The sequence below is a fragment of the Pseudoalteromonas sp. T1lg122 genome, assembly GCF_002964825.1.
Classification (GTDB): Bacteria; Pseudomonadota; Gammaproteobacteria; order Enterobacterales; family Alteromonadaceae; genus Pseudoalteromonas; species Pseudoalteromonas gelatinilytica.
On sequence record NZ_PQCG01000007.1, the window covers coordinates 483,592 to 508,907 of the forward strand.

The 25,316-nt window shown below is 40.8% G+C and carries 19 protein-coding genes and 1 pseudogene; 10 read left to right on the top strand and 10 right to left on the bottom strand.

Going from position 1 to position 25,316, the window contains the following annotated elements:
• Positions 1-81 precede the first annotated feature (81 nt).
• Both asnS and C2M33_RS07630 read left to right on the top strand, forming a co-directional pair.
• Entirely contained in the window at positions 82-1,479 is a 1,398-nt protein-coding gene (asnS, locus tag C2M33_RS07625; protein ID WP_105174158.1) for an asparagine--tRNA ligase, read from the top strand.
• A 145-nt stretch (positions 1,480-1,624) separates the two neighbouring features.
• The gene (locus tag C2M33_RS07630) at positions 1,625-2,557 is read left to right on the top strand and encodes a PstS family phosphate ABC transporter substrate-binding protein (RefSeq protein ID WP_105174159.1); all 933 of its coding nucleotides are present in this window, start codon (positions 1,625-1,627) and stop codon (positions 2,555-2,557) included.
• 73 nt (positions 2,558-2,630) lie between these two features.
• On the opposite strand, the gene C2M33_RS07635 is transcribed toward C2M33_RS07630, so the two are convergent.
• Complete coding sequence (locus C2M33_RS07635; protein ID WP_105174160.1) at positions 2,631-3,557, bottom strand: electron transfer flavoprotein subunit alpha/FixB family protein; 927 nt, start codon at positions 3,555-3,557, stop codon at positions 2,631-2,633.
• Positions 3,558-4,307 carry an electron transfer flavoprotein subunit beta/FixA family protein gene (locus C2M33_RS07640; RefSeq protein ID WP_063705098.1) on the bottom strand — a complete coding sequence of 250 codons (750 nt, stop codon included), beginning with the start codon at positions 4,305-4,307 and terminating at the stop codon, positions 3,558-3,560.
• A 193-nt stretch (positions 4,308-4,500) separates the two neighbouring features.
• On the opposite strand from C2M33_RS07640, the gene C2M33_RS07645 reads away from it, so the two are divergent.
• From C2M33_RS07645 to C2M33_RS07670, 6 genes and pseudogenes are all read left to right on the top strand, one after another.
• Complete coding sequence (locus tag C2M33_RS07645; protein WP_105174161.1) at positions 4,501-6,147, top strand: electron transfer flavoprotein-ubiquinone oxidoreductase; 1,647 nt, start codon at positions 4,501-4,503, stop codon at positions 6,145-6,147.
• 102 nt (positions 6,148-6,249) lie between these two features.
• The gene (locus C2M33_RS07650) at positions 6,250-6,714 is read left to right on the top strand and encodes an acyl-CoA thioesterase (RefSeq protein WP_054561436.1); all 465 of its coding nucleotides are present in this window, start codon (positions 6,250-6,252) and stop codon (positions 6,712-6,714) included.
• Positions 6,715-6,952: 238 nt separating this feature from the next.
• The gene (locus tag C2M33_RS07655; protein ID WP_105174162.1) at positions 6,953-7,525 is read left to right on the top strand and encodes an outer membrane beta-barrel protein; all 573 of its coding nucleotides are present in this window, start codon (positions 6,953-6,955) and stop codon (positions 7,523-7,525) included.
• Between the two features lie 108 nt (positions 7,526-7,633).
• Positions 7,634-8,337, top strand: a pseudogene (tsaA, locus tag C2M33_RS07660) (tRNA (N6-threonylcarbamoyladenosine(37)-N6)-methyltransferase TrmO).
• Positions 8,338-8,463: 126 nt separating this feature from the next.
• The gene (locus tag C2M33_RS07665) at positions 8,464-10,188 is read left to right on the top strand and encodes a proline--tRNA ligase (RefSeq protein ID WP_105174163.1); all 1,725 of its coding nucleotides are present in this window, start codon (positions 8,464-8,466) and stop codon (positions 10,186-10,188) included.
• 141 nt (positions 10,189-10,329) lie between these two features.
• The gene (locus C2M33_RS07670; protein WP_105174164.1) at positions 10,330-11,163 is read left to right on the top strand and encodes a UDP-2,3-diacylglucosamine diphosphatase; all 834 of its coding nucleotides are present in this window, start codon (positions 10,330-10,332) and stop codon (positions 11,161-11,163) included.
• On the opposite strand, the gene C2M33_RS07675 is transcribed toward C2M33_RS07670, so the two are convergent.
• The 4 genes from C2M33_RS07675 to C2M33_RS07690 form a co-directional block, all read right to left on the bottom strand.
• The gene (locus C2M33_RS07675; RefSeq protein WP_105174165.1) at positions 11,160-14,198 is read right to left on the bottom strand and encodes an ATP-binding protein; all 3,039 of its coding nucleotides are present in this window, start codon (positions 14,196-14,198) and stop codon (positions 11,160-11,162) included. The two genes, C2M33_RS07670 and C2M33_RS07675, sit on opposite strands and share 4 nt — an antisense overlap.
• A gap of 174 nt (positions 14,199-14,372) precedes the next feature.
• Positions 14,373-15,581 carry an ABC transporter permease gene (locus C2M33_RS07680; RefSeq protein WP_063705085.1) on the bottom strand — a complete coding sequence of 403 codons (1,209 nt, stop codon included), beginning with the start codon at positions 15,579-15,581 and terminating at the stop codon, positions 14,373-14,375.
• Positions 15,574-16,362 (bottom strand): ABC transporter ATP-binding protein, encoded by a 789-nt coding sequence (locus C2M33_RS07685; RefSeq protein ID WP_063705083.1) that lies wholly within the window; start codon positions 16,360-16,362, stop codon positions 15,574-15,576. Before C2M33_RS07685 ends, C2M33_RS07680 begins: the two co-directional genes overlap by 8 nt.
• Positions 16,359-17,171 (bottom strand): DUF3025 domain-containing protein, encoded by an 813-nt coding sequence (locus C2M33_RS07690; RefSeq protein ID WP_105174166.1) that lies wholly within the window; start codon positions 17,169-17,171, stop codon positions 16,359-16,361. Before C2M33_RS07690 ends, C2M33_RS07685 begins: the two co-directional genes overlap by 4 nt.
• Before the next feature lie 110 nt (positions 17,172-17,281).
• Between C2M33_RS07690 and C2M33_RS07695 the strand changes: the two genes are divergently transcribed.
• On the top strand, positions 17,282-18,907 hold the full coding sequence (locus tag C2M33_RS07695) for a M28 family metallopeptidase (protein ID WP_105174167.1): 1,626 nt from the start codon (positions 17,282-17,284) through the stop codon (positions 18,905-18,907).
• 71 nt (positions 18,908-18,978) lie between these two features.
• Positions 18,979-20,151, top strand: coding sequence for a putative manganese transporter (locus C2M33_RS07700; protein WP_105174168.1), 1,173 nt, complete (start codon positions 18,979-18,981; stop codon positions 20,149-20,151).
• Between the two features lie 50 nt (positions 20,152-20,201).
• On the opposite strand, the gene C2M33_RS07705 is transcribed toward C2M33_RS07700, so the two are convergent.
• The 4 genes from C2M33_RS07705 to astE all read right to left on the bottom strand — a co-directional run bounded on the left by C2M33_RS07705 (position 20,202) and on the right by astE (position 25,286).
• On the bottom strand, positions 20,202-21,761 hold the full coding sequence (locus C2M33_RS07705) for a dihydrolipoyllysine-residue acetyltransferase (RefSeq protein WP_105174169.1): 1,560 nt from the start codon (positions 21,759-21,761) through the stop codon (positions 20,202-20,204).
• Positions 21,762-21,769: 8 nt separating this feature from the next.
• Positions 21,770-22,747 carry an alpha-ketoacid dehydrogenase subunit beta gene (locus tag C2M33_RS07710; protein ID WP_063705073.1) on the bottom strand — a complete coding sequence of 326 codons (978 nt, stop codon included), beginning with the start codon at positions 22,745-22,747 and terminating at the stop codon, positions 21,770-21,772.
• Positions 22,747-23,961, bottom strand: coding sequence for a thiamine pyrophosphate-dependent dehydrogenase E1 component subunit alpha (locus C2M33_RS07715; RefSeq protein WP_063705072.1), 1,215 nt, complete (start codon positions 23,959-23,961; stop codon positions 22,747-22,749). Before C2M33_RS07715 ends, C2M33_RS07710 begins: the two co-directional genes overlap by 1 nt.
• A 269-nt stretch (positions 23,962-24,230) precedes the next feature.
• Positions 24,231-25,286 carry a succinylglutamate desuccinylase gene (gene astE / locus C2M33_RS07720; protein ID WP_105174170.1) on the bottom strand — a complete coding sequence of 352 codons (1,056 nt, stop codon included), beginning with the start codon at positions 25,284-25,286 and terminating at the stop codon, positions 24,231-24,233.
• Positions 25,287-25,316 lie beyond the last annotated feature (30 nt).

Consider the following 25,316-nt stretch of genomic DNA (forward strand, 5'->3'; position numbering starts at 1 on the left):
TGATTTACGAGGGTAAGATAGTCGATTCAAGTGCAATGCACAGCATTATTATATTAGGCAACTTATATCATTGGAGTGAAGATGAGCCATTTAGCGATTTCAGAGCTATTAGAAGGCAAGGTTGCGGTAGACAGCCAAGTAACAGTAAAAGGCTGGATCCGTACACGCCGCGATTCAAAAGCAGGAATTTCATTTTTAGCCGTTCATGACGGTTCGTGTTTTGATCCTATTCAAGCGGTAGTACCTAATTCACTCAATAATTATGATGAAGTAACACGTTTAACAGCAGGTTGTTCTGTATCTGTAACGGGTGTTCTTGTGCCTTCTGCGGGTCAAGGTCAATCTTTCGAAATTCAAGCTAACTCTGTTGAAGTGTTAGGTTGGGTTGAGAATCCAGATACTTACCCTATGGCTGCGAAGCGTCACAGCATTGAATATTTACGCGAACACGCTCACCTTCGTCCTCGTACTAACATCATGGGCGCAGTAACACGTGTACGTAACTGTTTAGCACAAGCTATTCACCGTTTTTACCACGAGCAAGGTTTCTATTGGATCAGCACACCTATCATCACAGCAAGTGACTGTGAAGGCGCTGGTGAAATGTTCCGTGTATCTACATTAGATATGGAAAACTTACCACGCACAGATAAAGGCGACATCGATTACAGTGAAGATTTCTTCGGTAAAGAAGCATTCTTAACAGTATCTGGTCAGTTAAACGGTGAGACATACGCATCTGCAATGTCAAAAATCTATACCTTTGGCCCGACGTTCCGTGCTGAGAACTCAAATACATCTCGTCACTTAGCTGAGTTTTGGATGGTTGAACCTGAAGTTGCATTCGCAGATTTAGAAGATATCGCAAAACTTGCTGAAAACATGCTGAAATATGTTTTCAATGCAGTATTAACTGAGCGTCGCGATGATATGGAATTCTTTGCACAACGTGTTGAGAAAACAGCTATTTCTCGCTTAGAAGAGTTCGTAACTAAAGATTTCGCACAAGTTGATTACACCGATGCTATCGAAATCTTAAAAGCATGTGGCAAGAAGTTCGAATTCCCTGTTGAATGGGGTGTGGATTTACAATCTGAGCACGAACGTTACCTTGCTGAAGTACACTTTAACGCACCAGTTGTAATCAAAAACTACCCGCGTGATATTAAAGCCTTCTACATGCGTCAAAACGAAGACGGCAAAACAGTGGCAGCGATGGACGTAGTTGCACCAGGTATTGGTGAAATCATCGGTGGCTCTCAACGTGAAGAACGTCTAGATGTATTAGATAAACGTCTAGAAGAAATGGGCTTAAACAAAGAAGATTACAGCTGGTACCGTGACCTACGTAAATACGGTACGGTTCCACATTCTGGTTTTGGTCTAGGTTTTGAGCGTTTAGTTGCTTATGTAACAGGTATGGGCAACGTACGTGACGTAATCGCCTTCCCACGTACAAAAGGCAGCGCGACGTACTAATAAGTAACGTCACATAATCTAAAAGCCGCTCACGAGCGGCTTTTTTGTGTCTAAATCATTCAATATTTTATAAATTTTCATTAGCAAAGCCAGACATATTGCCTATATTGATAGGTAGCTAACTATTAAGGAGTTTGTGTCTACTATGCTATTTCGCTCTATGAAAGCCCTTTTGCTATCTACAACCCTTATCTCTGCACATAGTGCGTATGCAATAGAAGAAAATATTAATTCGAAGCCAATATTTATTGCAGGCTCAACCACAGTGACAGAATTATTAGTCGATATAAAAGACGACTTAAGCCAAGAGTTTGGCAATAGCATACAAATTAGACCAATGGGCAGTGACAAAGGGATTAAAGCCATTGCTGATAATGTAATTGATATTGGTACCAGCTCTCGTTACTTAACAAAAGAAGAGCAGCAACGTTGGCCCTTTTTACGGCAAATAATCATAGCCCAAGACGCAATTGCATTTTTTGTAAATAAAAACTTAAACATCACTGAGCTAACGACTAAAATGCTAAGCGAGATTTACCAAGGTAAACTAAACAAATGGTCGGCGGTGTCGCCTTATACTCCCGAGCTCAGTACAAAAAATGATGAGATCCTGCTATTTAGTAAAGGCACTAGTCATGGTAGTTTTGATGTATTTTTGGAATATTTAAACTTAGATTATATTCAAGAGCCAGGCAGTAATTACATACGCCTAAAAATGGCAGGTAACAGAGGCTTATTTTCAGAACAAAAAGTGGAACTTTACGATCAGTTCAATCAAGCGCTGGGTATAGTGCAGCGTATTCCAAATGCCATTGCCTACGATTCATATGGCGCTATTAGTAAATTAGAAAATGACAGACGAATTAATAAAGTGACATTACTTGAGATTGATGGTGTAAGCCCTTCAGTTGAATCAATTCAAAATGGTGACTATGCCTTTGTAAGGCCGCTGGTACTTATCGTAAATACTCAATCCCCCCGCTCTAAAAAGATTGGCGACAAGCTAGCCGTGTTCATCAAATCAACTAAATTACAACAAAAAATGCTTGAGTTTGGTTACCTTCCTGTAAAACAGTAATCTCTAGCTATAAACGAAAAAAAGCTGCGCACCTAAAAGGTGAACAGCTTTTAACAACCAGAATCGTTATGAATTACAGAGCGGTTTCTAGCTCTGGTAATACATCAAATAAATCAGCAACTAAACCATAGTCTGCGACTTGGAAAATTGGCGCATCAGGGTCTTTATTGATGGCAACAATCACTTTAGAGTCTTTCATACCCGCTAAGTGTTGAATTGCACCACTGATACCTACAGCAATATATAAATCTGGCGCAACAATTTTACCGGTTTGACCCACTTGCATATCGTTTGGTACAAAGCCAGCATCAACAGCAGCACGTGAAGCACCAATGGCTGCGCCTAGTTTGTCGGCAATCCCATTTAATAACGCAAAGTTTTCACCATTTTGCATACCACGACCACCTGAAATAACCACAGGTGCAGCAGTAAGCTCTGGACGCTCAGATTCAGTTTGTTCTTCTGATACAAACTCACTCAGACCAACAGAACCTTTACCAGCAACACTTGTTACAGCTACTGGCGCTTGCTCTTGTGCAACATCAAAGCTACTTGCACGAACAGTAATAACCTTTTTGCTATCCAATGATTTAACTGTCGCAATTGCATTACCTGCATAAATAGGACGCTTAAAGGTATCTGCATCAATAACGTCGATGATTTCAGAGATTTGCGCTACATCTAAAAGTGCTGCAACACGTGGCATAAAGTTTTTACCCGTTGTTGTTGCACTTGCGACAATGTGTGAATAGTTATCAGCTAAAGATAAAACCAAATCAGCTAGGTTTTCTGCAAGTTGATTTGCATAAGCTGCATCATCAGCAATAAGTACGTTACTAACACCTGCAATTGACGCTGCTTGCTCGCTCATTGCTGATAAGTTTTCGCCTGCAAGTAGTAAATCTACATCAAAGCCTAGTTTAACAGCAGCTGTAATCGTTTTATTGGTTTCAGGCTTTAGAACACCTTTATCGTGTTCGGCTATCACTAATGTTTTCATTTAGATCACCTTCGCTTCTGTTTTTAACTTTTCTACCAATGTTGCTACATCTTCTACGATGATGCCGCCACTGCGTTTTTCTGGCTCGTTTACTTCTACCAGCTGTACGCGAGGCGCAAGATCTACACCTAGGCTATCAGCAGCAATTACATCAAGAGGTTTACGCTTTGCCTTCATAATGTTTGGTAATGAAGCATAGCGTGGTTCATTTAAACGTAAGTCTGTGGTTACGATAGCAGGTAGTTTAAGAGCAACTGTTTGTAAGCCACCGTCTACTTCACGCGTTACATTAACGGTACCTGCTTGAACATCGACTTTAGATGCAAAGGTACCTTGGCCACGACCCGTTAAAGCAGCAAGCATTTGACCAGTTTGATTGTTGTCAGAGTCAATCGATTGCTTACCTAAAATAACCAGCTCAGGTGATTCTTGCTCTACAATCTTGCTAAGTAATTTAGCAACATGTAAAGATTCAAGCTTTTCTTCTGTTTCAATATGAATGGCTTTATCAGCACCGAGTGCTAAAGCCGTGCGTAATTGCTCTTGAGATGATTTATTACCAATAGTTACAGCAACAACCTCAGTGGCCGTCCCTGCTTCTTTTAAACGAATAGCTTCTTCAATTGCAATTTCACAAAACGGGTTCATCGCCATTTTTACATTAGCTAGATCAACATCCGTTTTATCGGCTTTAACGCGTGCTTTGACGTTGTAGTCAATTACTCTTTTAATTGGAACGAGGACTTTCATCGTGACTCCATCAATTGTGTGTTCTCAAAGTTGACCTAAACGTCAACTTATTTATTTTATGAATTCAGACTACTTCCTGTTGACGTAAACGTCAACCTAAAATAACCTTAAAGTATTCACAGCCTGTAACGTTTCATTTGCAAGTATGAAATAAGGTTCTTTATAGCAGGTCCGTCACCGAGAAGAGGTTTATATGGTCGAACGCGAAACCATGGAATTTGATGTAGTCATCGTAGGCGCAGGCCCAGCAGGTTTATCAACTGCGATTAGATTGGCTCAACAAGCACAAGAAAAACAACAAGAATTAATGATCTGTGTGGTAGAAAAAGGCTCGGAGGTGGGCGCACACATTTTATCGGGCGCGGTTTTTGAAACCAAAGCACTGGATGAGTTATTACCCGATTGGCAATCATTAGGCGCTCCAGTTACCACTAAAGTAACGCAAGATGATATTTACTGGTTCAATAACAGTGAAAAAGCCACTACCATCCCCCACTTTGCTAGCCCTAAAACATTCCATAACGAGGGCAATTATATTGTCTCTATGGGTAATGTATGTCGCTTTTTAGCAGAGCAAGCGGAAAACTTAGGGGTAGAAATATTCCCTGGTTTTAGTGCTCACTCTTTGATTATTGAAGACGAAACAGTGAAAGGCATTATCACTGGCGATATGGGTCTTGATAAAGACGGCAACGAAAAAGATGGGTACATGCCGGGTATGGAGCTTAGAGCAAAATATACGGTATTTGCTGAAGGCTGCCGCGGTCATTTAGGTAAAGAGCTAATCAAACACTTTGCCCTTGATAAAGATGCGTCACCACAGCATTACGGTTTAGGGTTCAAAGAAATTTGGCAAATCGACCCGAGTAAACACAAAGAAGGCACTGTAGTACATGGTACAGGCTGGCCTTTAACTGGTGATACCAGTGGTGGTGCATTTATGTATCACAGCGATAATAATCAAGTTGTGGTTGGCTTAATTGTCGATCTTAACTATTCAAACCCCCATTTAAGCCCGTTTGATGAATTCCAGCGCATGAAACATCACCCTGTTTTTAAAGATGTTTTAGAAGGCGGTGAGCGTATAGCCTATGGTGCAAGAGCAATCGCCAAAGGTGGCCTGCGCTCATTACCAAAAATGCACTTCCCGGGTGGTTTACTTGTTGGTTGTGATGCCGGCACATTAAACTTTGCCAAGATCAAAGGTAACCATACCGCAATGAAATCAGGCATGGTCGCTGCTGATGTGATTGTAGCAGCCCTTAGCGACGGAAAAGAAAATACCGATTTAGCAGAATATAAAACGGCCTTTGAACAAAGCTGGGCGTATAAAGAGCTCTATCAATCGCGTAATTTTGGACCTGTTATGCACAAATTGGGTAAGTTCTTAGGTGGTGCTTATAACACACTAGACCAAAACCTATTTGGTGGCAGCTTACCGTTTAACTTTGAAGATAACATGCCAGATCATGCCACCTTAGTTTCTGCTGATCAGGCCGAAAAAATCGACTACCCAAAAGCAGATGGCAAACTAAGCTTCGATAAACTTTCATCGGTGTTTTTATCAAATACCAATCATGAAGAATCGCAACCATGCCATTTAAAGCTAAAAGATAACTCGATTCCAATTACAGTGAATTTGGTGCAATTTGATGAACCAGCGCAACGCTACTGCCCTGCTGGTGTATACGAAATACAAGAAGTCGAAGGTGAAAAACAGTTTGTGATTAATTCGCAAAACTGTGTGCATTGTAAAACCTGTGACATAAAAGACCCAAGTCAAAACATTACTTGGGTAACACCTGAAGGCGCTGGCGGGCCAAACTACCCTAATATGTAACGCACGTTACTCATTTAATTAAAATTTATCCTAAATTGCAGGGGCTTCGGCCCCTTTTTTAGGCTATGCTGAAACTGTCGTGAATTAATAAGTGAGTAAAGTATGCCGTCTTCAAGTGTAACCTTTCGTTTTTTAGCTGAACCTACCGATGTCAATTTTGGCGGTAAGGTTCATGGTGGTGTAGTAATGAAGTGGATTGACCAAGCTGGTTACGCCTGTGCTGCAGGTTGGAGCGGTCATTACTGCGTTACTGTGTCTGTTGCGGGTGTAAAGTTTCAGCGCCCTATTCTGGTTGGCCAAATAGTCGAAGTGAAAGCCAGTATCGCCCACACGGGTAAAACCAGCATGCAAATCTTTATTCAAGTACGCTGCGGAGACCCAAAAACGCAAAATCTGGTTGAAACCAATCATTGTGTTATTAGTTTTATAGCAATGGATGAAGCAGGTTACCCAATCGAAGTACCTTCATATACTGCCGTGACAGACGAAGAAAAGAAAATTGAAAACTATGCGATAAAAATGAAAGAGATCGCGATAGAAACAGAAACCCTTTTACAAAAAGCCTAAAAACTTAAAGCAACAAAAAATTATAAACTGTACCTAGTAACTTCTACAGAGCACCCTGAAATTGTTACGACTGCCAAACTGAATGGCTGATTACAGTTTCAACAAACTGCGCAAAATCCGCTGATTAAAGCCTAAAAACAATACTTTAGGCTTTAATTTTGTATTGGCATTGCCATTGCAATACTCCTTGTGAATGACGCGAAACATTCGTTTATTTATTTTATAAAGGAGCTATTAAATGATTAAAGCAATTTCACTTTCTGCACTTTCTTTAGCACTGCTAGGTTTTAACAATGCTGCACATGCAGATATTACCGAAATGGATTCTCCGCGTATTTATACCGGTATCGGCTACGGCCAATATTCTTTCCAATTTGAAGACAGCGAAAATGACACTGACTTCGATGATGATTCACAAATGCTTAAAGGCTATATCGGTACTCAGTTTAACAAGTACTTAAGCCTGGAACTTGCCTATCAAAATTTTGATGAAGTAAGTGATATCGATTCAAAAGCTGAAATTGACGGTGTTTCACTTGCAGCACGTTTGGCAGCACCAATTACAGATAGCTTTTCTGTATATGCCAAAGGTGGCTGGCTAGAATGGGATGCTGAAATCGAGCAAGATTTAGGTGAGCTTGGTAGCATTAGTGCTGACTCAGACGGTGGTGATGTGTTTTATGGTGCAGGTATTGAATATGCTTTCACAACAAACATGCAAGTTCGTTTAGAGTATGAACGCTATGAACTAGAAGATGACATTGACCCAGATATGGATGTAGCGTCTGTATCATTCCAATACATGTTTTAATTTAGACTACACAGTCTAAATATTTAAAAGGCAGTCTCGACTGCCTTTTTTTGCGCTTACATGTAATGCATGTAAAATGTCGGCAGATTTTCTTAACGACAATGCACAATGAGCGAATACCAATTAACTGCCGTCGGCCACATTCAATCTCCTTACAAACAAAAGTTTGCCATACCTCGCCAACCTCGTTTGGTTCCTGAAGCGAAAGCAAAGCTGGTATTTAGTAGCGATTTTAATCGTGAAGAGTTTGTACGCGGCCTCGATGAATTAGCCATATTTGGCTACTATTCAGATTTCATGAAACCGCTGATAAGGGGTATTCAGCGATGGTGAGACCCCCTCGCCTAGGCGGTAATGAACGTAAAGGTGTATTTGCGACACGTGCCACCTTTCGCCCCAATGCAATTGGCATGAGTGCCGTAAAATTAGAGGGCATCGAATATAAAAATGGTCAGTTAAGCTTGTTGTTATCCGGTATCGATTTACTTGATGGCACACCAATTTTAGATATTAAGCCTTACTTACCCTATTCAGATGCCATGACGGATGCCAGTGCTGGTTTTGCCGATACCCGACCAGAAACCGATATGAGTGTCGAGTTTAGCGATGAAGCCCTTGCGTTTATCGAAAAACAGACCGAACAACCTGAATTAAAAGCGTTTATCACCAATGTATTAAAGCAAGATCCTCGCCCAGCTTATAAAAAACAACGCGAGTCTGATCAAAGCTATGGCATGACCCTATATGATTTTAATATTAGGTGGCATGTTCAAGATAATCATAATACAGTGACCAGCATTGAAAAATGCTAGCTTTTTTGCACTTTTTTTAACACATAGCGCTTTAGTGTCAGTGCGTCCACTGGTAAACTTAGCGCCTTGTTACTACTCAAACGTCTTGAGTAAACGATAATAATTTTAACACTACTTGGAATAGAGATGCGTACCAGTCAATATATACTCGCAACACTTAAAGAAACTCCGTCTGATGCAGAAATTGTTTCTCATCAATTAATGCTACGAGCAGGCATGATCCGCCGCGTTGCGTCGGGTTTGTATACATGGTTGCCCTCTGGTTTACGCGTACTTAAAAAAGTAGAAAACATTGTACGTGAAGAGATGGATAAAGCAGGCGCTATCGAAATGTTAATGCCAATTATCCAACCAGCTGATCTGTGGGAAGAGTCAGGTCGTTGGGAGCAATTCGGTCCTGAATTACTGCGTATCAATGACCGTCACAACCGCCCATTTGCCCTTGGTCCAACTCACGAAGAAGTGATCACTGATTTTGTGCGTAAAGAAGTGAGCTCTTATAAGCAATTACCACTTACTTTATATCAAGTACAAACAAAAGTACGTGACGAAGTTCGCCCTCGCTTTGGTGTAATGCGTGCCCGTGAATTCACCATGAAAGATGCTTACTCATTCCACTTAAGTGATGAGTGTTTAGAGAAAACTTACCAAGTAATGCACAAAGCTTACTGTAATATCTTCGAGCGTCTTGGTCTTGATTACCGCCCTGTTATCGCGGATACCGGCTCTATCGGTGGTAGCGTTTCACATGAGTTCCATGTACTTGCAGAGTCAGGTGAAGATGCAATCGCATTTAGTGATGCAAGTGAATACGCTGCAAACATCGAAAAAGCAGAAGCATTAGCACCGGCTGAAGAACGCCCAGCAGCAAGCAAAGAGCTAAAATCGTTCCCAACGCCTGATGCAAAAACCATAGCTGAGCTGAAAGAACATTATGGTGTTAAACCTCATCGCGGTGTTAAGACATTAATCGTGTATGGTGCGCCAGATGAAAACGAACAACGTGGTTTAGTTGCCCTTGTATTACGTGGCGACCATGAGTTAAACGAGCTAAAAGCTGAAAAACACCCACTAATAGACTCACCGCTTGAAATGGCGAAAGAAGAAGATATCGTTGCTGCTATTGGTGCAAAACCAGGTTCATTAGGTCCAGTAGGTCTTACAATGCCAATCATTGTTGACCGCTCTGCTAATGTTTTAGCTGACTTTGTTGCGGGTGCAAACAAAGATGGCGAACACTTCAGTGGTATCAACTGGGATCGCGATGTAGAAAACTACGAAGTAGCCGATATTCGTAACATCGTTGAAGGTGACCCAAGCCCTTGTGGTCAAGGTACACTGCAAATCAAACGTGGTATTGAAGTGGGTCATATTTTCCAACTAGGCACTAAATACTCAGAAGCAATGAAAGCTGGCGTACTGAGTGAGTCTGGTAAAAACCAAATAATGACAATGGGTTGTTATGGTATTGGTGTTTCACGTATCGTCGCGGCGGCAATTGAGCAAAACAACGACCAATACGGTATTAAATGGCCACAACCAATCGCACCATTTGACTTAGCAATTGTACCAATGAACATGCATAAGTCTCATCGTATTCCTGATATCGCTGAAAACCTATACAAAGGCTTGAAAGAAGCCGGTTTAGACGTGTTGTTTGATGACCGTAAAGAGCGCCCTGGTGTAATGTTTAACGATATGGAACTGCTAGGTGTACCTTTCACACTCGTTATTGGTGAGCGTAACCTAGACGAAAACAAGGTTGAACTTAAAAACCGTCGTACTGGTGAAAAGTTAATGCTTGATTTAGACACTGCAGTGGCAGAGATCGCAGCATTGACTAAAGGCTAATTTAGTCAGCTCTACAAAATATAAAAAACCGCTTCGGCGGTTTTTTTGTTTTATTAATTGTCATAGATGTTTCGTTAAAGCGTCTTTTAACTGTCATCGTTCCTGCCTAGCATTTACTTTATTACACCATGAGTAAATGCCATGAATAACACCACTTGCAGTAGTAAAACCCACTATCCTGCCGTTTGGATTTCCGACGTTCACTTAGGCTACAAAGACTGCCAAGCTCAGTACTTACTAGACTTTTTAAATGCTATTGAATGCGATGTACTGTATTTGGTCGGTGATATTGTTGATTTATGGTCAATGAAACGGCAATTTTTCTGGCACCCAAGCCATTACGATGTGCTGGCGCTTATTCAACAAAAAGCGAAAGATGGCACGCGCGTCATTTATATACCGGGAAACCATGACGAAACCTTTCGCCATTATGCTAATGATTCATTATTCGGTATCGAAGTACATAAGCAATATATCCATACCACAAAAGCCAATAAACGGTTTTTACTTCTACATGGCGACGATTTTGACTCAGCAACGCGTTACAACAAATTAATCAGTATTGCAGGCGATGCAGGATACGACTTTTTACTATTTTTAAATCGCTGGACTAATCGCATTCGCCGTTTATTTGGTGGTAATTATTGGTCATTGGCCTCTTGGATCAAAGCGCGAGTGCATAAAGCGCGCGAAGCGATTGATGCATTTGAAAAAGCGGCCATTCACGAAGCAAAAAAACAAGCCGTCGATGGCATCATTTGTGGGCATATTCATCACCCAACCGTTAAAGTGGTTGATGGCATTTTATATTGCAATGATGGTGACTGGATTGAAAACTGTACTGCGTTAGTTGAAAACAGTGCTGGCCGTATTGAGCTACTACATTGGAGTGAAACACAAAAAGTGATTCACTCTGCAGACATTAGTACACTGACACCTAAACCTGCATTTAATAAAAACCAAGATGCCGCTTAGGCTTTCAGCCACATTGAGAGCTTTTTGCGCAATGTGGCTTGTTTAATGGGCTTGGTAATATAGTCATTCATGCCAACACTTAAGCATTTTTCTCTATCGCCAGCCATGGCGCTTGCGGTCATCGCAATGATCACCACATCTTGATACCTTGGGCCTGTTTTACCTTGTCGGATTGCTTTAGTACAGTCATAACCGTTTAAGTTTGGCATTTGGCAATCCATTAAAATCAGATCAAACTGAGTATCACTGTTGTTTAACACCTCAATTGCTTCTAGACCATCACTGGCAGACTCAATATGCACATGGCTATCTCTTAAAATCGCTTTGCTCACTTCAATATTGATCATGTTATCGTCGACAATAAGCACTGAACGAGCTGTTAAATCAAGCTCAATACGTTCCTTGTCATCAAGGGATTTACGCTCAATTACAGCGTCTTTATCATTGAACAACACAGCCAGTTTATAAGCCAATTCATCCGGGGTCACTGGTTTTGCTATAACCGTACAGTTACCTGGTAATGTTTGCTTTTGCTTAAGCGATGCCATTACACCTAAAATTAATACATGTTTATCTGGATAGTGTGATGCTAAACCTAAAACAGTATTAAAATCAGGGTGTTTGTGATCGATAATCAGTAAGTCTAATTGTTTAAAGGCGTTTTCAGATACATCGGATAAACGTGTTATTGTAGGTCGTTGATGCTGGCATAGTGTTTCTAGTTGCAGCTCAACATTGCTAGCTAGTAAATCATAGTGAAGCGCACAGCCTACTTGTTTATCATTAAGTAGATTGATCTGATGTTGGCCTTTTGGCGATTCACTTATTGATACACAAATACTTGCCCAAAATCGGCTGCCCTGACCTTTTTCACTCTCTACGATAATATCGCCCCCCATTAACTGAGCGAGTTTTCGACTGATTGAAAGTCCTAAGCCACTACCGCCATAATGGCGCGTTGTACTTGAGTCTTCTTGTGTAAACACTTCGAACAATTTACTTTGGTTTTCTTTTGAAATACCAATACCTGTATCTTCAACAACAAAGCTTAGGCAAAGCGTATTATCTGAATGCAGCTGCTCTTTTACCGTTAAGCTAACATGACCCTTGTGGGTAAATTTAAATGCATTACTCAATAAATTATTGAGAATTTGTTTTAAGCGGTGGCTATCACCCATCACGGTTCGCTGAGTAATAGCATGCGAATCAAACAGTATTTCAAGGCCTTTTTTCTGTCCTTGTACAGCCATCGACGTTATTAAATCACTGCACACTGAAACAACATCAAACGCGTGACTATCTAAATCAAGTTTACCAGCTTCAATTTTTGAAAAATCGAGGATGTCATTGATCAATGTCATCAATGAGTTTGCACTGGTATTCGCGTAGTGTAAGTATTGCATTTGCTGAGTAGATAATGGCTCTTCTTCAAGCATTTCCAGCATACCGAGAACACCGTTCATCGGAGTGCGGATTTCATGGGAAATATTAGCGACAAATTCACTTTTCGCTTTACTGGCCGCTAATGCTTCTTCGGTCGCCTTTTCAAGTTCTGCTGTGCGACTTTTTACTTTTTCTTCTAAAGTTACATTAAGCTTTTCAAGTTGATGTTGAGCACATTTTAGTGAATCGATATTGCGCAGTATGGCAGCTATTTGGTACTGCTGTTTTGCAGCATCAAAGACTGGTGCCATAGTGATAGAAAAGTAGTGTGTGTTATCTTCGCTAATGTGGACCGCTTCAAACGAGCATCGCTGTCCCTCTTTTATGGCTTGTCCAATCCCTTGAAAATCTTCATCATTATAATTAAATAAAGTATCAAAATGGGTCGTTTGTTCTTTGATACCAAAAAATGTTTTTGCTGTTTCATTGGCATTACAAATAACGCCATTTGGCTGAACCATAATGATGGCATCTGTTGAGCTTTCAATTATTTTGCTGTTTTTTTCTTTTAAAAAACTGAGCTCAATTTTTCTGTTGATGTCACGTTGATACACTATAAATAACATCATGACTGCAAAAATAATTAAGCATAATATGCCAATAAACCTTAATCGCTTTTGATGTATTTCATTGAGTAATGTATCTGTATTTATTGAGATAGCCAGTGTCAGTGGCTGCATTTGAACGCCATTGTTAAACTCAATAATTTTCTGAACATATAATTTTTCGGGCAAGTTAACTACATCAAAAAAATCAACGCCTGCCATTTGTTGTTCAGTGCTAAATTCTTCAGACCAATAATGAGCATCATCCAGCTCAAAACTAAAACGATATGATTCCTTTGGATGATAGATAAATTGTTGCTGCGCATTTAATAAATACACTGACAGATTATCAGCGGTGTTACTGGTAAGCTTATTAAGCAAATCGGCTGCATAATAGTTGAGGATCAACACTGCAAACGCCTTACCTTCATTATCTTTTACTAATTTGGCTATTCGATATGTGCTGATATAAGGCTGTTGTAAACGGCCATTTTCACGATTGTAGTTAATGGGTGAAATGTAAATTTGGCCATTTTCAAGCTTTGCCGTAATTTGCATGTAATCACGTTGGCCTTTGTGTTGTAACTTGTCATCAGCCACTCTATAAGCCTGACCATTTAAACTATCAACCCGCACAACTTCTTTGCCATTATCAGCAATATAAATGTACCGAGCTTGTGCGAGGTCTTTATCTGTTGACATAAAACCAGTAAAGATTTTTGCTAGGCGGTCTTTCCATGCTGAGATAGGCGTGCCTAAAACGGGATCGATATTTTGATCATTTGTAGCACGCATGATTGCAAGCACTGGCGGCGTTGAATCTAAAAAGTTAAGTGCTGAAATATTCTCTCTTAAACTTGTTTTTAATACACTTTCTTTAGTGTCGAGCTCTCGCTGCATCTGTTCAAAGGTGCGAGTGAACACATCTTCTCGTAGATCATATTCATATTTTACAGTAACAAAAATGCCCAATACTAAAAGAATACATAATGCCAGTATTGGTAATTTATGACGTTGATAGAAATGCGCTGAATGTCCAGAATCCATTGAATCGAAAGCCTTCTTTTCTACTCTGCATTAGAGTATAGGAGAGATTGATAGCAAAGGAGGAGTATACAGAAAAAATATTAATTAATAAGGACTAGCAAGCACTTAGATAAGCTCATAAACAAATAAAGCACCAAAATGGTGCTTTATCATTAGGTAAAATCAATAAATCGCTTATCTAAACAAGACATCTTCTTTATTAAACCATTTAACACAAAATGCGAGTAATGCACCTGCGACAATCACTGTCGCTAGGAAAATTAAACCCACAAGTGTGTAATCGACGGTGCCTTTAATGATTTCTTTTATTGCCAACGCAACGTTTGTCACAGGAATAAAAGCGGTTTTGCTCGTCAGTTCAACATTCGGCATTAAAGCAACCATAATTGGAAAAATGACACCCATGCTTAGTGGTGCCATGTAGTTTTGTGCTTCTTTAAAGGTTCGCGCATAAATAGAAATAGCCAGCGCTAATGATGAGAAGATTGCAGCTATAGGCAATAACAACACAAAAATCAGCCCTAAATCTAATACCGTTAAAGAGCTAAATGCGTTTTTAACAACAGCTAAATCTACAAATGCAATGGCCACTGATATCCACACCCCCATACTGAGTACGGTAATGGTGGTTGTTGCAATTGAAGAAGCAAGTAAGGTTACAAACTTACCTAACACCAGCTGTGTACGGGTGATTGGTGTAAGTAGAAGGGTTTCGAGTGTACCACGCTCTTTTTCACCAGCACCGAGATCAATCGCCGGATATGTTGCGCCCATTAATACGAGAGGAATGAGTAGGTAAGGAATAAATCCGCCTATTTTTTCACCGAGATTTTCACGTTTATCAGCAGTGTCGACCTTCACCACTTTAATAGGCTCAATAATGGCGGCTTGCTGCTGCTCTGATACACCAAAACTTAACAGCTTTGTCGTGCGCAGTTTATCGCCATACTCTTTTGCAAGCTCTTTTACACGGTCAAACAAAAAGTTAATTGCCTTAGCGTCGTTATATACAACTTGCCATTCGCTTTGCTTGGCATCATCTAGTGTTTGCTTTGCGTCTGACGGTAAATAGATCCCCATGTCGATGGTGCCTGCTTTAACCGCTTTGGTGAGCTCTTCTACCGTATTAAAGGTTTCGTCGCCTTTATATAAAGCAAAGCTTTTATGGTAAAACACCTTATCTGTAAACTCTTGTGCATAGTTACCATTAATAATGGCGTAAGTGTGGACCTCTTGTTCTGCCTCTAACGCCGCTTGTGAACTGATAAAGGCCATAATTGCAAATAATAATGGGAAAACAGCAACTGGTAATGCGACCACGAAAATCAATGTTTTACGGTCACGTAACAGCTCTCTTAATTCCTTTTTAAATACTTCAAACATTACGACTCTCCGTCAAAATATTCATAAACGCTTGGTTTAGCTCTTCGCTTTGACCCGTTTGTTTAAACTCATCTAAAGTGCCATCAAAGCAACTGATACCTTGGTTTATCACCGCAACACGGTCACACAGTAAGGCAACTTCATCTAAATGGTGCGTTGAGAAAATAACCGGTGTGCCCTGCTCTTTAAGGCCGCGAATAAAGTTAATTACGGTTTGTGTAGTCATAATGTCTAAACCAGTCGTTGGCTCATCGAGTATAACCACGTCAGGGTGATGAACGACTGCACGAGCAATATTGGCTTTTTGCTTCATACCCGTTGAGAGGTTTTCGGCGCGTTTATCAATAAAATTGTGCATATCAAGCAAGGTGAATAACTCGTCACAACGTGCTGCTACTGCTTTTTTACTCATGCCATGTAAGCGGGCAAAATACTCAACGTTTTCTTTTACCGTTAAACGACCGTATAAGCCTGTACTACCAGATAGAAATCCAATTGATTTGCGGCCAACTAAAGGTTTTTTAACAATATCGTGACCAGAAATGGTGATGCTGCCTTCATCGGGTTTTAAGGCTGTTGAAATCATTCTAAGGGTGGTTGTTTTACCAGCACCATTTGGGCCGAGTAAACCGAGTACTTCACCTTTGTTACATTGAAAGCTGACGTCTCTTACAGAATGAAAAAACTCTTTATCTTCACGGGGGTCTATGTTGTCCGTTTTATTTTTTTTATGATCTTTTGTTAGCTTAAACTTCTTTTTAAGCCCTGCCACTTCAATCATGTGCGTTTCCTTCGTTTCGGTCTAAAGTAATCAGTGTTACTGTAAAATTCTGGATTTTCATTGTCAGTCCACCATCCTGGTACGCCTAACAAGGGTAAAGGTGATAAGTTTTTATTATCACGTAAACAATCATCGACTTTTATCATCTCATAAAGCCGTTGATCTAGATACGCATATTGCTCGCTTAAATCTTTACAAAGTATGTCATTAGGTACAATTACAAATAATGCTTTACCCGTTAAACCAATATACGGCTGAGTAAGCATTTCGTAATTAGCATGACCAAACATAAATGGCCTAATACTTTTACCCCATTGTTCACGTTGTTCTACAAAGGCCTGCTGCCATTGGTGGTCGCGTAATTGTTGCTGCCAGCTTTGCTCAGTAATCGCGAGAACCACGCCGCATTCATCAAATAAAGTAAGCGCATTGCGGTGTTTACTACGCTCTTTTAGACCATGCAGTTTAATTTCTTCAATATGCTGATGATTGATCAAGGCTTTGGTTTTTGGGAATAAACACCAAATAAAGCCACCAAAAAGGTCATGCCAATTTTGTTGTCTTGTTGGTACTTGCCCTGTCTCAAATATGATTTGCTCATAATAACGGGTTTCATCTGCAAACTTTTCATCTTCAACAAAACTAATCGCAGTGCCTTGTGACGTTTCGGCATTGAGGTATTGACTAAACCATTGGCAAGATGGCCAATCTGACAGTTTATCGATCTTAAATAGTGTTGCTAGGTCACTAAAAGCACCCGTTGTAAGGTATTGCGTTGACCATTGCTCAGGAGCAGTAAATCGTTTCATTGCTTAATTTTTAACTTCTTGATGTATTGTGGGTAGTTTACCGTAAAAACTGGTTCTCATTAATAGAACCTCATATACTAATGCCACCATAAAACAAAAAAAGAGCTATTATGAAACGCTATTTTCCACTCACAGTACTTGCAAGTGCCATTCTTGCTGGCTGTGCTTCAACAAGTATCACATCAAGTGATGTCGAAAAAGCCTATCAAAGCATTAACGCAGAGCAACTTGCAGAGCACATTAAAGTGCTTGCATCTGACGAGTTCGGTGGTCGTGCACCATCATCTAAAGGTGAAGAGCTCACGCTTGCCTATTTAACAGAGCAATTTAAAGCACTTGGTTTCGAACCGGGTAACGGTGATAGCTTTTTACAAGAAGTACCGCTTGTTTCACTTGAAGCAGACTCAAACATGGTTCTTAGCATTGGCGGTAAAGACTACCAATACAAAAAAGACATGGTAATGGGTAGCAGCCGTATTAGTGCAAAACAAAGTATTAAAGATTCTGAATTAGTATTCGTTGGCTACGGTGTTAATGCACCAGAGTACAACTGGAACGACTACGAAGGTTTAGACGTCAAAGGCAAAACTGTTGTGATGCTGGTAAACGATCCGGGTTTTGCAACTAAAAACCCTGATTTATTCACGGGCGATGCCATGACCTATTACGGTCGTTGGACATACAAATATGAAGAAGCAAGCCGTCAAGGTGCAGCAGGTGCGATTATCATCCACGAAACAGCACCGGCTTCTTATCCATGGTCTGTAGTTGAAAACTCATGGAGCGGTGAGCAATTTGGTTTCCAAAAAGAAAATAACAACATGGATCGCGTTGCTGTTGAAGGCTGGGTAACAACTGATGTTGCTAAAGAGCTTTTCACAAAAGCAGGCTTAGATTTCGATACCATGAAAGCTAATGCGGCAAAAGGCGCTTACCATGTTGATATGGGCGACCTAACTGCGAGCGTTGAAGTAAACAACACAATCAAAAAATCAATTTCGTATAACTTTATCGCGTCGTTACCGGGTAGCGAAAAGCCTAATGAGCACATCATTTACTCTGCTCACTGGGATCACCTTGGTACTGATAAAACCCGTAAAGGCGACCAAATCTATAATGGTGCCCACGATAATGCGACAGGCACAGCGGGTTTAATTGAAGTTGCAGAAGCATTTGCTACTTTACCTGAGCACCCTAGTCGCTCAATGACATTCTTAGCTGTTACTGCAGAAGAGCAAGGGCTACTTGGCTCAAAGTATTACGCTGCACACCCAGTGATCCCTGCGTCGCAAACTGTTGCTAACATCAATATGGATAGCTTAAACCTATTAGGTAAGGTAAAAGACATCAGTGTTGTTGGTATTGGTAAATCAGAAATGGATAGCCTGCTAGAAACAGCTGCAAAAGCACAAGGCCGTACAGTATCTGGCGATCCTAAACCGTCTTCAGGTGGTTACTACCGCTCTGATCACTTTGCATTTGCAAACATGGGTGTCCCAGCAATGTATGCCGGTGGTGGTAGTGAAGCTCTTGATGAAGAAACGGCAAATTACCGTAAGCGTATGAGCCTAGTGCTTCGTGGTTGTTACCACCAGCCATGTGACCGTTACCGCGATGAGTGGGATTTATCAGGTGCCGTTCAGGACCTTCAGTTATTCTATCAAGTAGGTTTTGATATCTCTGAACGTAAAGAATGGCCGACTTGGAATGCGACTTCAGAGTTTCAACGCAAATAAACACAAACGAGATTGATTTTCATTTAATTTAATAATACAGTGTAACCTGATTAATTGATAGGTTGCACTGTATGCTTTCATTGACACAAACGAGGTTTTTTCCACACAAAGCGAGGTGTTATATTACGGACAATAAACGCTTATTTTTACCTCTTTTATTGCTAATAGCCCTAGCAATACCTGCAACCCGAGAGTTTACCCTACAAGCATTAAGTGATGCTTTTTTTCAAGTATCTGTGTTTGTTGCAGCCACCTTATTAATCTATTACTACCTTATTGATCGACTTCCTCAATTGCAGCTTAGCTATTTACGCGCTAAATCAGGCATTTTAGAGGTGGGCTTTGCGTCTATTTTAGGTGCTTTACCTGGCTGTGGGGGTGCGATAATCGTTGTAACCCAATTTACCAAAAAACAAGCTAGCTTTGGCTCTGTTGTTGCCGTATTAACAGCAACCATGGGCGATGCCGCATTTTTACTTTTAGCAACCCGCCCGCTTGATGGTTTATTAATGATGTTAATCGGTGTTGCTGTGGGTATTATTAGCGGTCAGATAGTTAATACCTTTCATAACCCCAATCAATTTCAACCTGATGAAGCAGGTGAATACAGCGAGCAGCCACAATGCCAACCAAGCGCTTTGAAGTTTAGCCGACCTATTTGGAAATTTACCTTAGTACCAAGCTTAATTATTGCTTCTGTCATAGCGACCAACTCTGACCTGAGCGCATTTAGTCATAGCGTTAACACTGGCATCACCCTGTTTGGCTCAATCATGGCGTTATTTACTGTGGTTGTATGGGCACTTTCATCAAATGGCAGCAGCTATAAGCAAGTAACCAGTGAAGAAGCGCCTTGCACACCTCCTTCTAAACTCACGAAAGTGTTAATGGACACGCACTTTGTCACAGCTTGGGTTGTTGCCAGTTTTATGCTGTTCGAAATTCTCGTTAATCTAGTTGGCGTTGATTTAACTGCCTGGTTTTCTGAGTATGCTTATCTGGCACCGCTGGTGGCTGTGGCTATTGGCTTATTACCTGGCTGCGGGCCACAAATCGTTGTAATGACACTGTATATACAAGGTATTATTCCATTTAGTGCGATGGCAGCCAATGCAATTTCAAATGATGGCGATGCCCTATTCCCAGCTATCGCCTTAGCACCAAAAGCTGCACTAATGGCGACAGTGTATTCAACAATACCTGCGCTGTTACTCGGTTATGGGCTGTATTTTTACGGCATATAATCCGTAGCATTAAAAAAACCAGCCGAGGCTGGTTTTTAATGCTTACTGATTTAGCTCATCGCCATCATCATTTTTGCAGGATCTTCTAAATAAGACTTCCACAAGTTGTTAAAGCGAGCAATTGTTCCGCCATCAATCACACGGTGGTCACCAGACCAACTCACTTGCATAATTGCTGCTGAAATCACATTACCTTGCGCATCAAAGCGAGGTAAATGTTGCAGCTTACCTAAAGCAACAATCGCTACTTCAGGTTTATTGATGATCGGGGTTGCAATTGTGCCACCAATCGCACCGATGTTAGAAATGCTAATAGTGCCGCCTTTCAAATCATCTGGTGAAACACGACCATCACGTGCCGCTTCAGTTAAGCGGGTAACTTCGTTAGCAACATCGACAATGCTCTTAGATTGACATGATTTAATGTTTGGTACGAGTAAACCAATCTTAGAATCAACGGCCATACCGATGTTATGATCAACAAAGTAAGTCAGCTCGCTACAATCATCATTCACTTGCGAGTTAAGTACTGGGAATTGCTTAATCGCTAACGACAGTGCTTTGATAAAGAACGGCATCATCGTGAGCTTAACGCCCTGTTGCTTGTACTGCTCTTTTAGCTCACTTCGCATTGCAATCAGTTTAGTTAGGTCAATTTCATCACAGAAAGTAAAGTGAGGAATTGTAGAAACTGAGGCAACCATTTGCTTCGCCATTGCCGCTTTAATGCCTTTAATTGGCTCAACACGACGACCACCAGCAGACGCTGTAGTTGATACAGGCTCTGCCGCTTTTGGCGCAGCTTGTTGTGATGCTGCTTGGCTTGGCGTTTCATTCAAGAAATCTTCGATATCTTGTTTGTAAATACGGCCATTTTTACCAGACCCTGGTACTTGCGTTAAATCAACATCAAGTTCGCGGGCTTTACGACGAACAGCCGGTGAAGCAACTGCTTTCTTATTAAGTTGTTTGCTAGAGTTTGTTGAAGCCGCAGGCTTCTGTGCAGGTTTAGTCGCTGCATTTGTTTGTGCTTTAACTACCGCTGAGCTTACATCTGGCTCTGCGCTTTGGCCGGCAATGCTCATTTGGAATAATGGGCTGTGAACCGCTGCAATATCGCCTTTTTGATAATAAAGCTTTTCTACTTTACCTGTGTATTTAGCCGGAATTTGTACCAATGCTTTGTCTGTCATTACATCACACACAGCTTGGTCTTCAACGATTTCGTCGCCTTCACTAACTAACCACTCAACAATTTCACACTCAACAATACCTTCACCGATATCTGGTAAAATAAAGTCTTCTAAGTGTTCAGCCGACCCTGTTGTAACTGCTGGAGCTTGCATTTGTTCACTTTGTGTTGGTGCTTCGCCATCAACATCCATCGCAAATAGTGGCGCATGAACTTTTGCAATATCACCTTTTGCATAATAAAGCTTACTGATCACACCATCATGAACAGCAGGAATTTGCACAAGCGCCTTGTCGGTCATAACATCACAAATAGGCTGATCTTCTTTTACTGACTCGCCCTCTGCCACTAACCATTCAACAATTTCACACTCTACGATGCCTTCGCCGATATCTGGCAAGATAAAATCTTTAGACATACTGACTCCTAAAACTCTACTGATTGCTTAATCGCAGCAAGCACTTTAAGTGCATCCGGCACATATTCTTTTTCAAGTGCTAATGGGTATGGTGTATCTAAACCACACACGCGAGCAATTGGCGATTCAAGGTGTAAGAAACACTCTTGTTGAATTGTTGCAACGATTTCTGCACCAAAACCATTGGTAATAGGTGCCTCATGGCTAACCACTAAACGACCCGTTTTGGTCACTGATTTAGCAATAGTCTCAACATCCCACGGTAAAATGGTACGTAAGTCGATTACTTCACAACTAATACCTTGCTCTGCTGCTTTTTTAGCGGCATCTTCGATGATTTCCATCTGCGCACCCCAAGCAAGTAAAGTAACATCAGTGCCTTCTTGTACGATTTCAGCTTTACCAAGCTCAATGCTGTAATCTTCTTCTGGTACTTCGCCAGTTGATGCACGGTATAAACGTTTCGGCTCAAAGAAAATAACAGGGTTATTGTCTTTAATTGAAGCACGTAGTAAGCCTTTTGCTTGATACGGGTTACGCGGTACAACCAACTTCAAACCCGGTGTATGAGCAAAATAAGCTTCTGGTGATTGAGAGTGATATAAACCACCCGCAATACCACCGCCGTAAGGGGTGCGAATTGTTAGGTTGCCAACATTAAATTCATTACCACTACGGTAACGGAATTTAGCTGATTCATTCACGATTTGGTCAAATGCAGGAAAAATATAATCTGCAAATTGAATTTCGGCTAATGCCGGCGCACCAAATGCCGCTAAGCCATTGGCAAAACCTAAAATACCTTGTTCTGTTAATGGTGTATTGAACACACGGTGCTTACCATATTTTTCTTGTAAGCCTGATGTAGCACGGAATACACCACCAAAATAACCAACATCTTCACCAAAAATACAGGCATTTGGATGCTCTGCCATGGTGATATCAAGGGCAGAGTTAATTGCATGAAGCATGTTCATTTTAGCCATTACTTTAATCTCCCTGCAGTTGTTGGATAAGCATCAGGATGCTGCAAAATATGCTCTTTTAATTGTTCGTATTGTTTTTGCAGTGATGGAATTGGCGTATCGTATACGTCAGAAATAAGCTCTTCTAAAGCAGGTTTTGCAACCTTCTCTGCACGCTTAAGAGCCGCTAAGATCTCTTCACGAATAGCTTCTTTATCTTTAGCGTCTTGCGCCTCGTCTAACCAACCTTGCTTTAATAACCATTTGCGGAAACGCTCGATTGGGCAGCCTTTATGTTTCGCTTCTTCATCTTTACTACGGTAACCGCTTGGATCGTCACTTGTAGAGTGAGCACCTAAACGATAAGCAATTGATTCAATTAAAACAGGTTCACCTTGAGTGGTAACAATCTCACGGGCTTTTTTGGTTGCAGCATACACAGCAAGAGCATCAGCACCATCAACACGGATTGTTTTAATGCCATAACCGACACCACGTGATGCAATACCATCGCCTTTAAACTGCTCTTCTGCAGGTGTTGAAATCGCATAGCCGTTATTACGTGCAAAGAAGATAACCGGTGCTTCGTGAACTGCGGCCATATTTAAACCAGCATGGAAATCACCCTCAGAGGCAGCACCTTCACCGAAATAACAAATAGTGATGTTATCAATTGTGCTATTTAACTCGCCAGTTTGGGCATCGATATGACGTACTTTTTGACCGTACGCATAGCCTGTTGCTTGTGGAATTTGTGTACCAAGCGGTGATGAAATGGTCATGTAGTTAAGTTCGCGAGAGCCATAGTGAATTGGCATTTGGCGGCCTTTACCTAAATCTTTTTCATTTGAGAACATTTGGTTCATGAATTGGTCAAGACTAAAACCACGATAACGTAGAGCAGCTTGCTCACGGTATTGGGCCATGATCATGTCGTTTTGATCAAGGGCTGCTGCTGATGCAGTTACAGCCGCTTCTTCACCTAAACATTGCATGTAAAAGCTTACGCGACCTTGACGCTGTGCAGCCTGCATACGCTCATCCAGCGCACGAATAAAACGCATTGTCTCGTATAAACGGATTGCTGTTGCTTTGTCGATATCAGGTGCGGTTGCACCTTCGTAGATGTCGCCTTCCTCATTAAGAATGCTTAATGTAGGGATCGTTAATGCGTGACCATCAATAAATGACAGTTCATGATTAATGTTTAGCGATACGTTATTTGGATTACTCATAACCTACCTTCTTTCGTTGTCAGAAACCTACGCCACTGCCCTTATTTGTATTTTTATCAGCATAAGCTGTAAGGATAAAGTTTGCGCAATATTCAATCTAATTAAATTAAACTGCCGTCACTTTACGTTAACGTAAGTTGTTATTCAACTAATCATAGACGAATAGGCGCTAAATGGCTAAAAACGCATGGAAAGTTAACTATACAACAAAATAAAACCTTAAAAGTCATACAGTTAACTTAATTTAGGTGGGTGTTAATGCAGAGATTTTAAATAAAGTTGCTATCAACTTGCATTGGGATAACGGTAAGCAAAGCGCGCTGACCCAAGGCCACATCTGCGTTTGGGAAGATAATTGCTTCACCGTCTACATCCGCTTCATATCTGGTCTGACCATCTACAGCTAATAATTCCCCCTTCGCAAACCCGGTGAAATTTTCGACATCATCAGCAAATGGAAAGCTAAAATCTTCTGAAGTACGGTTTATTGTTCTATAAACTGAAAACAACTCAAAGTCTTCTGCATTGAATTCTTTGTATTGAATCGATTCTTGGCTAATTAATGCAATTAAAGTTTGTTCGGTTTTCTCAAATCGTGACATATCGTTTTCACCAAATGGCTTTACTTGGCCTAGTTCAACAGTAAACGAATCAGCGCCATGTACAAACGATGAGTAGTAACTAAAGGTGGTAGCTGCAGATTTCATCATTAATACTGTATTTACGCCACAGCTAAGTAGAAATTGCAGTTGTGATTTTTTCCATGGTTTACCATGTAAAAAAGGATACACTGCGAACTTTTCATTTTTAGAGCCACGAATTGCCGTATGTAGATCATAATGAAAACGCTCACTCCCCTCGCTGCCTCTAGCAAAGAAATCAGCAACCACATCTTCAAGTAGCTTTGCACGCACTCGCTCAGGGTTTGAGGCAATACCTTCTATAGTATGATGACCATTAAACAAGCGGTTTAAGTTTTCATCGACAAAACGTTTACCGATATTAATTGATTTAGGATTACCATAAATAAACAAAACACGCTGCTTTAGTTCAAGTTCGTTTGTAATGATTGACTTGATTAATTGATCGCAGATCTCAATTGGCGCAGTTTCGTTACCATGGATAGCACTTGAAAGCACAATATCTTTGTTTGTTTGCTGTGTTGGTTGAAACTCAATGATACCCGTATCATGAATTGTGACCTCTGTGCCATTTTCAAGGGTGAATGACGTTGGCTCAAGTGAAAATTCATTGTTGCGAGTGAGTGTTAAGAAGTCGCCGGTAGATTTTAATTCGTCAAGATATGAAGGGGTTGAATAGCTCATTGTTCTATCCTAAAAATGCGTGAGAGTAGA

Bases quoted from the DNA above. Each gene is read 5' to 3' on its own strand.
- asnS (WP_105174158.1), top strand. From the start codon at position 82: ATGAGCCATTTAGCGATTTCAGAGCTATTAGAAGGCAAGGTTGCGGTA.
- C2M33_RS07630 (WP_105174159.1), top strand. From the start codon at position 1,625: ATGCTATTTCGCTCTATGAAAGCCCTTTTGCTATCTACAACCCTTATC.
- C2M33_RS07635 (WP_105174160.1), bottom strand. From the start codon at position 3,557: ATGAAAACATTAGTGATAGCCGAACACGATAAAGGTGTTCTAAAGCCT.
- C2M33_RS07640 (WP_063705098.1), bottom strand. From the start codon at position 4,307: ATGAAAGTCCTCGTTCCAATTAAAAGAGTAATTGACTACAACGTCAAA.
- C2M33_RS07645 (WP_105174161.1), top strand. From the start codon at position 4,501: ATGGTCGAACGCGAAACCATGGAATTTGATGTAGTCATCGTAGGCGCA.
- C2M33_RS07650 (WP_054561436.1), top strand. From the start codon at position 6,250: ATGCCGTCTTCAAGTGTAACCTTTCGTTTTTTAGCTGAACCTACCGAT.
- C2M33_RS07655 (WP_105174162.1), top strand. From the start codon at position 6,953: ATGATTAAAGCAATTTCACTTTCTGCACTTTCTTTAGCACTGCTAGGT.
- C2M33_RS07665 (WP_105174163.1), top strand. From the start codon at position 8,464: ATGCGTACCAGTCAATATATACTCGCAACACTTAAAGAAACTCCGTCT.
- C2M33_RS07670 (WP_105174164.1), top strand. From the start codon at position 10,330: ATGAATAACACCACTTGCAGTAGTAAAACCCACTATCCTGCCGTTTGG.
- C2M33_RS07675 (WP_105174165.1), bottom strand. From the start codon at position 14,198: ATGGATTCTGGACATTCAGCGCATTTCTATCAACGTCATAAATTACCA.
- C2M33_RS07680 (WP_063705085.1), bottom strand. From the start codon at position 15,581: ATGTTTGAAGTATTTAAAAAGGAATTAAGAGAGCTGTTACGTGACCGT.
- C2M33_RS07685 (WP_063705083.1), bottom strand. From the start codon at position 16,362: ATGATTGAAGTGGCAGGGCTTAAAAAGAAGTTTAAGCTAACAAAAGAT.
- C2M33_RS07690 (WP_105174166.1), bottom strand. From the start codon at position 17,171: ATGAAACGATTTACTGCTCCTGAGCAATGGTCAACGCAATACCTTACA.
- C2M33_RS07695 (WP_105174167.1), top strand. From the start codon at position 17,282: ATGAAACGCTATTTTCCACTCACAGTACTTGCAAGTGCCATTCTTGCT.
- C2M33_RS07700 (WP_105174168.1), top strand. From the start codon at position 18,979: ATGCTTTCATTGACACAAACGAGGTTTTTTCCACACAAAGCGAGGTGT.
- C2M33_RS07705 (WP_105174169.1), bottom strand. From the start codon at position 21,761: ATGTCTAAAGATTTTATCTTGCCAGATATCGGCGAAGGCATCGTAGAG.
- C2M33_RS07710 (WP_063705073.1), bottom strand. From the start codon at position 22,747: ATGGCTAAAATGAACATGCTTCATGCAATTAACTCTGCCCTTGATATC.
- C2M33_RS07715 (WP_063705072.1), bottom strand. From the start codon at position 23,961: ATGAGTAATCCAAATAACGTATCGCTAAACATTAATCATGAACTGTCA.
- astE (WP_105174170.1), bottom strand. From the start codon at position 25,286: ATGAGCTATTCAACCCCTTCATATCTTGACGAATTAAAATCTACCGGC.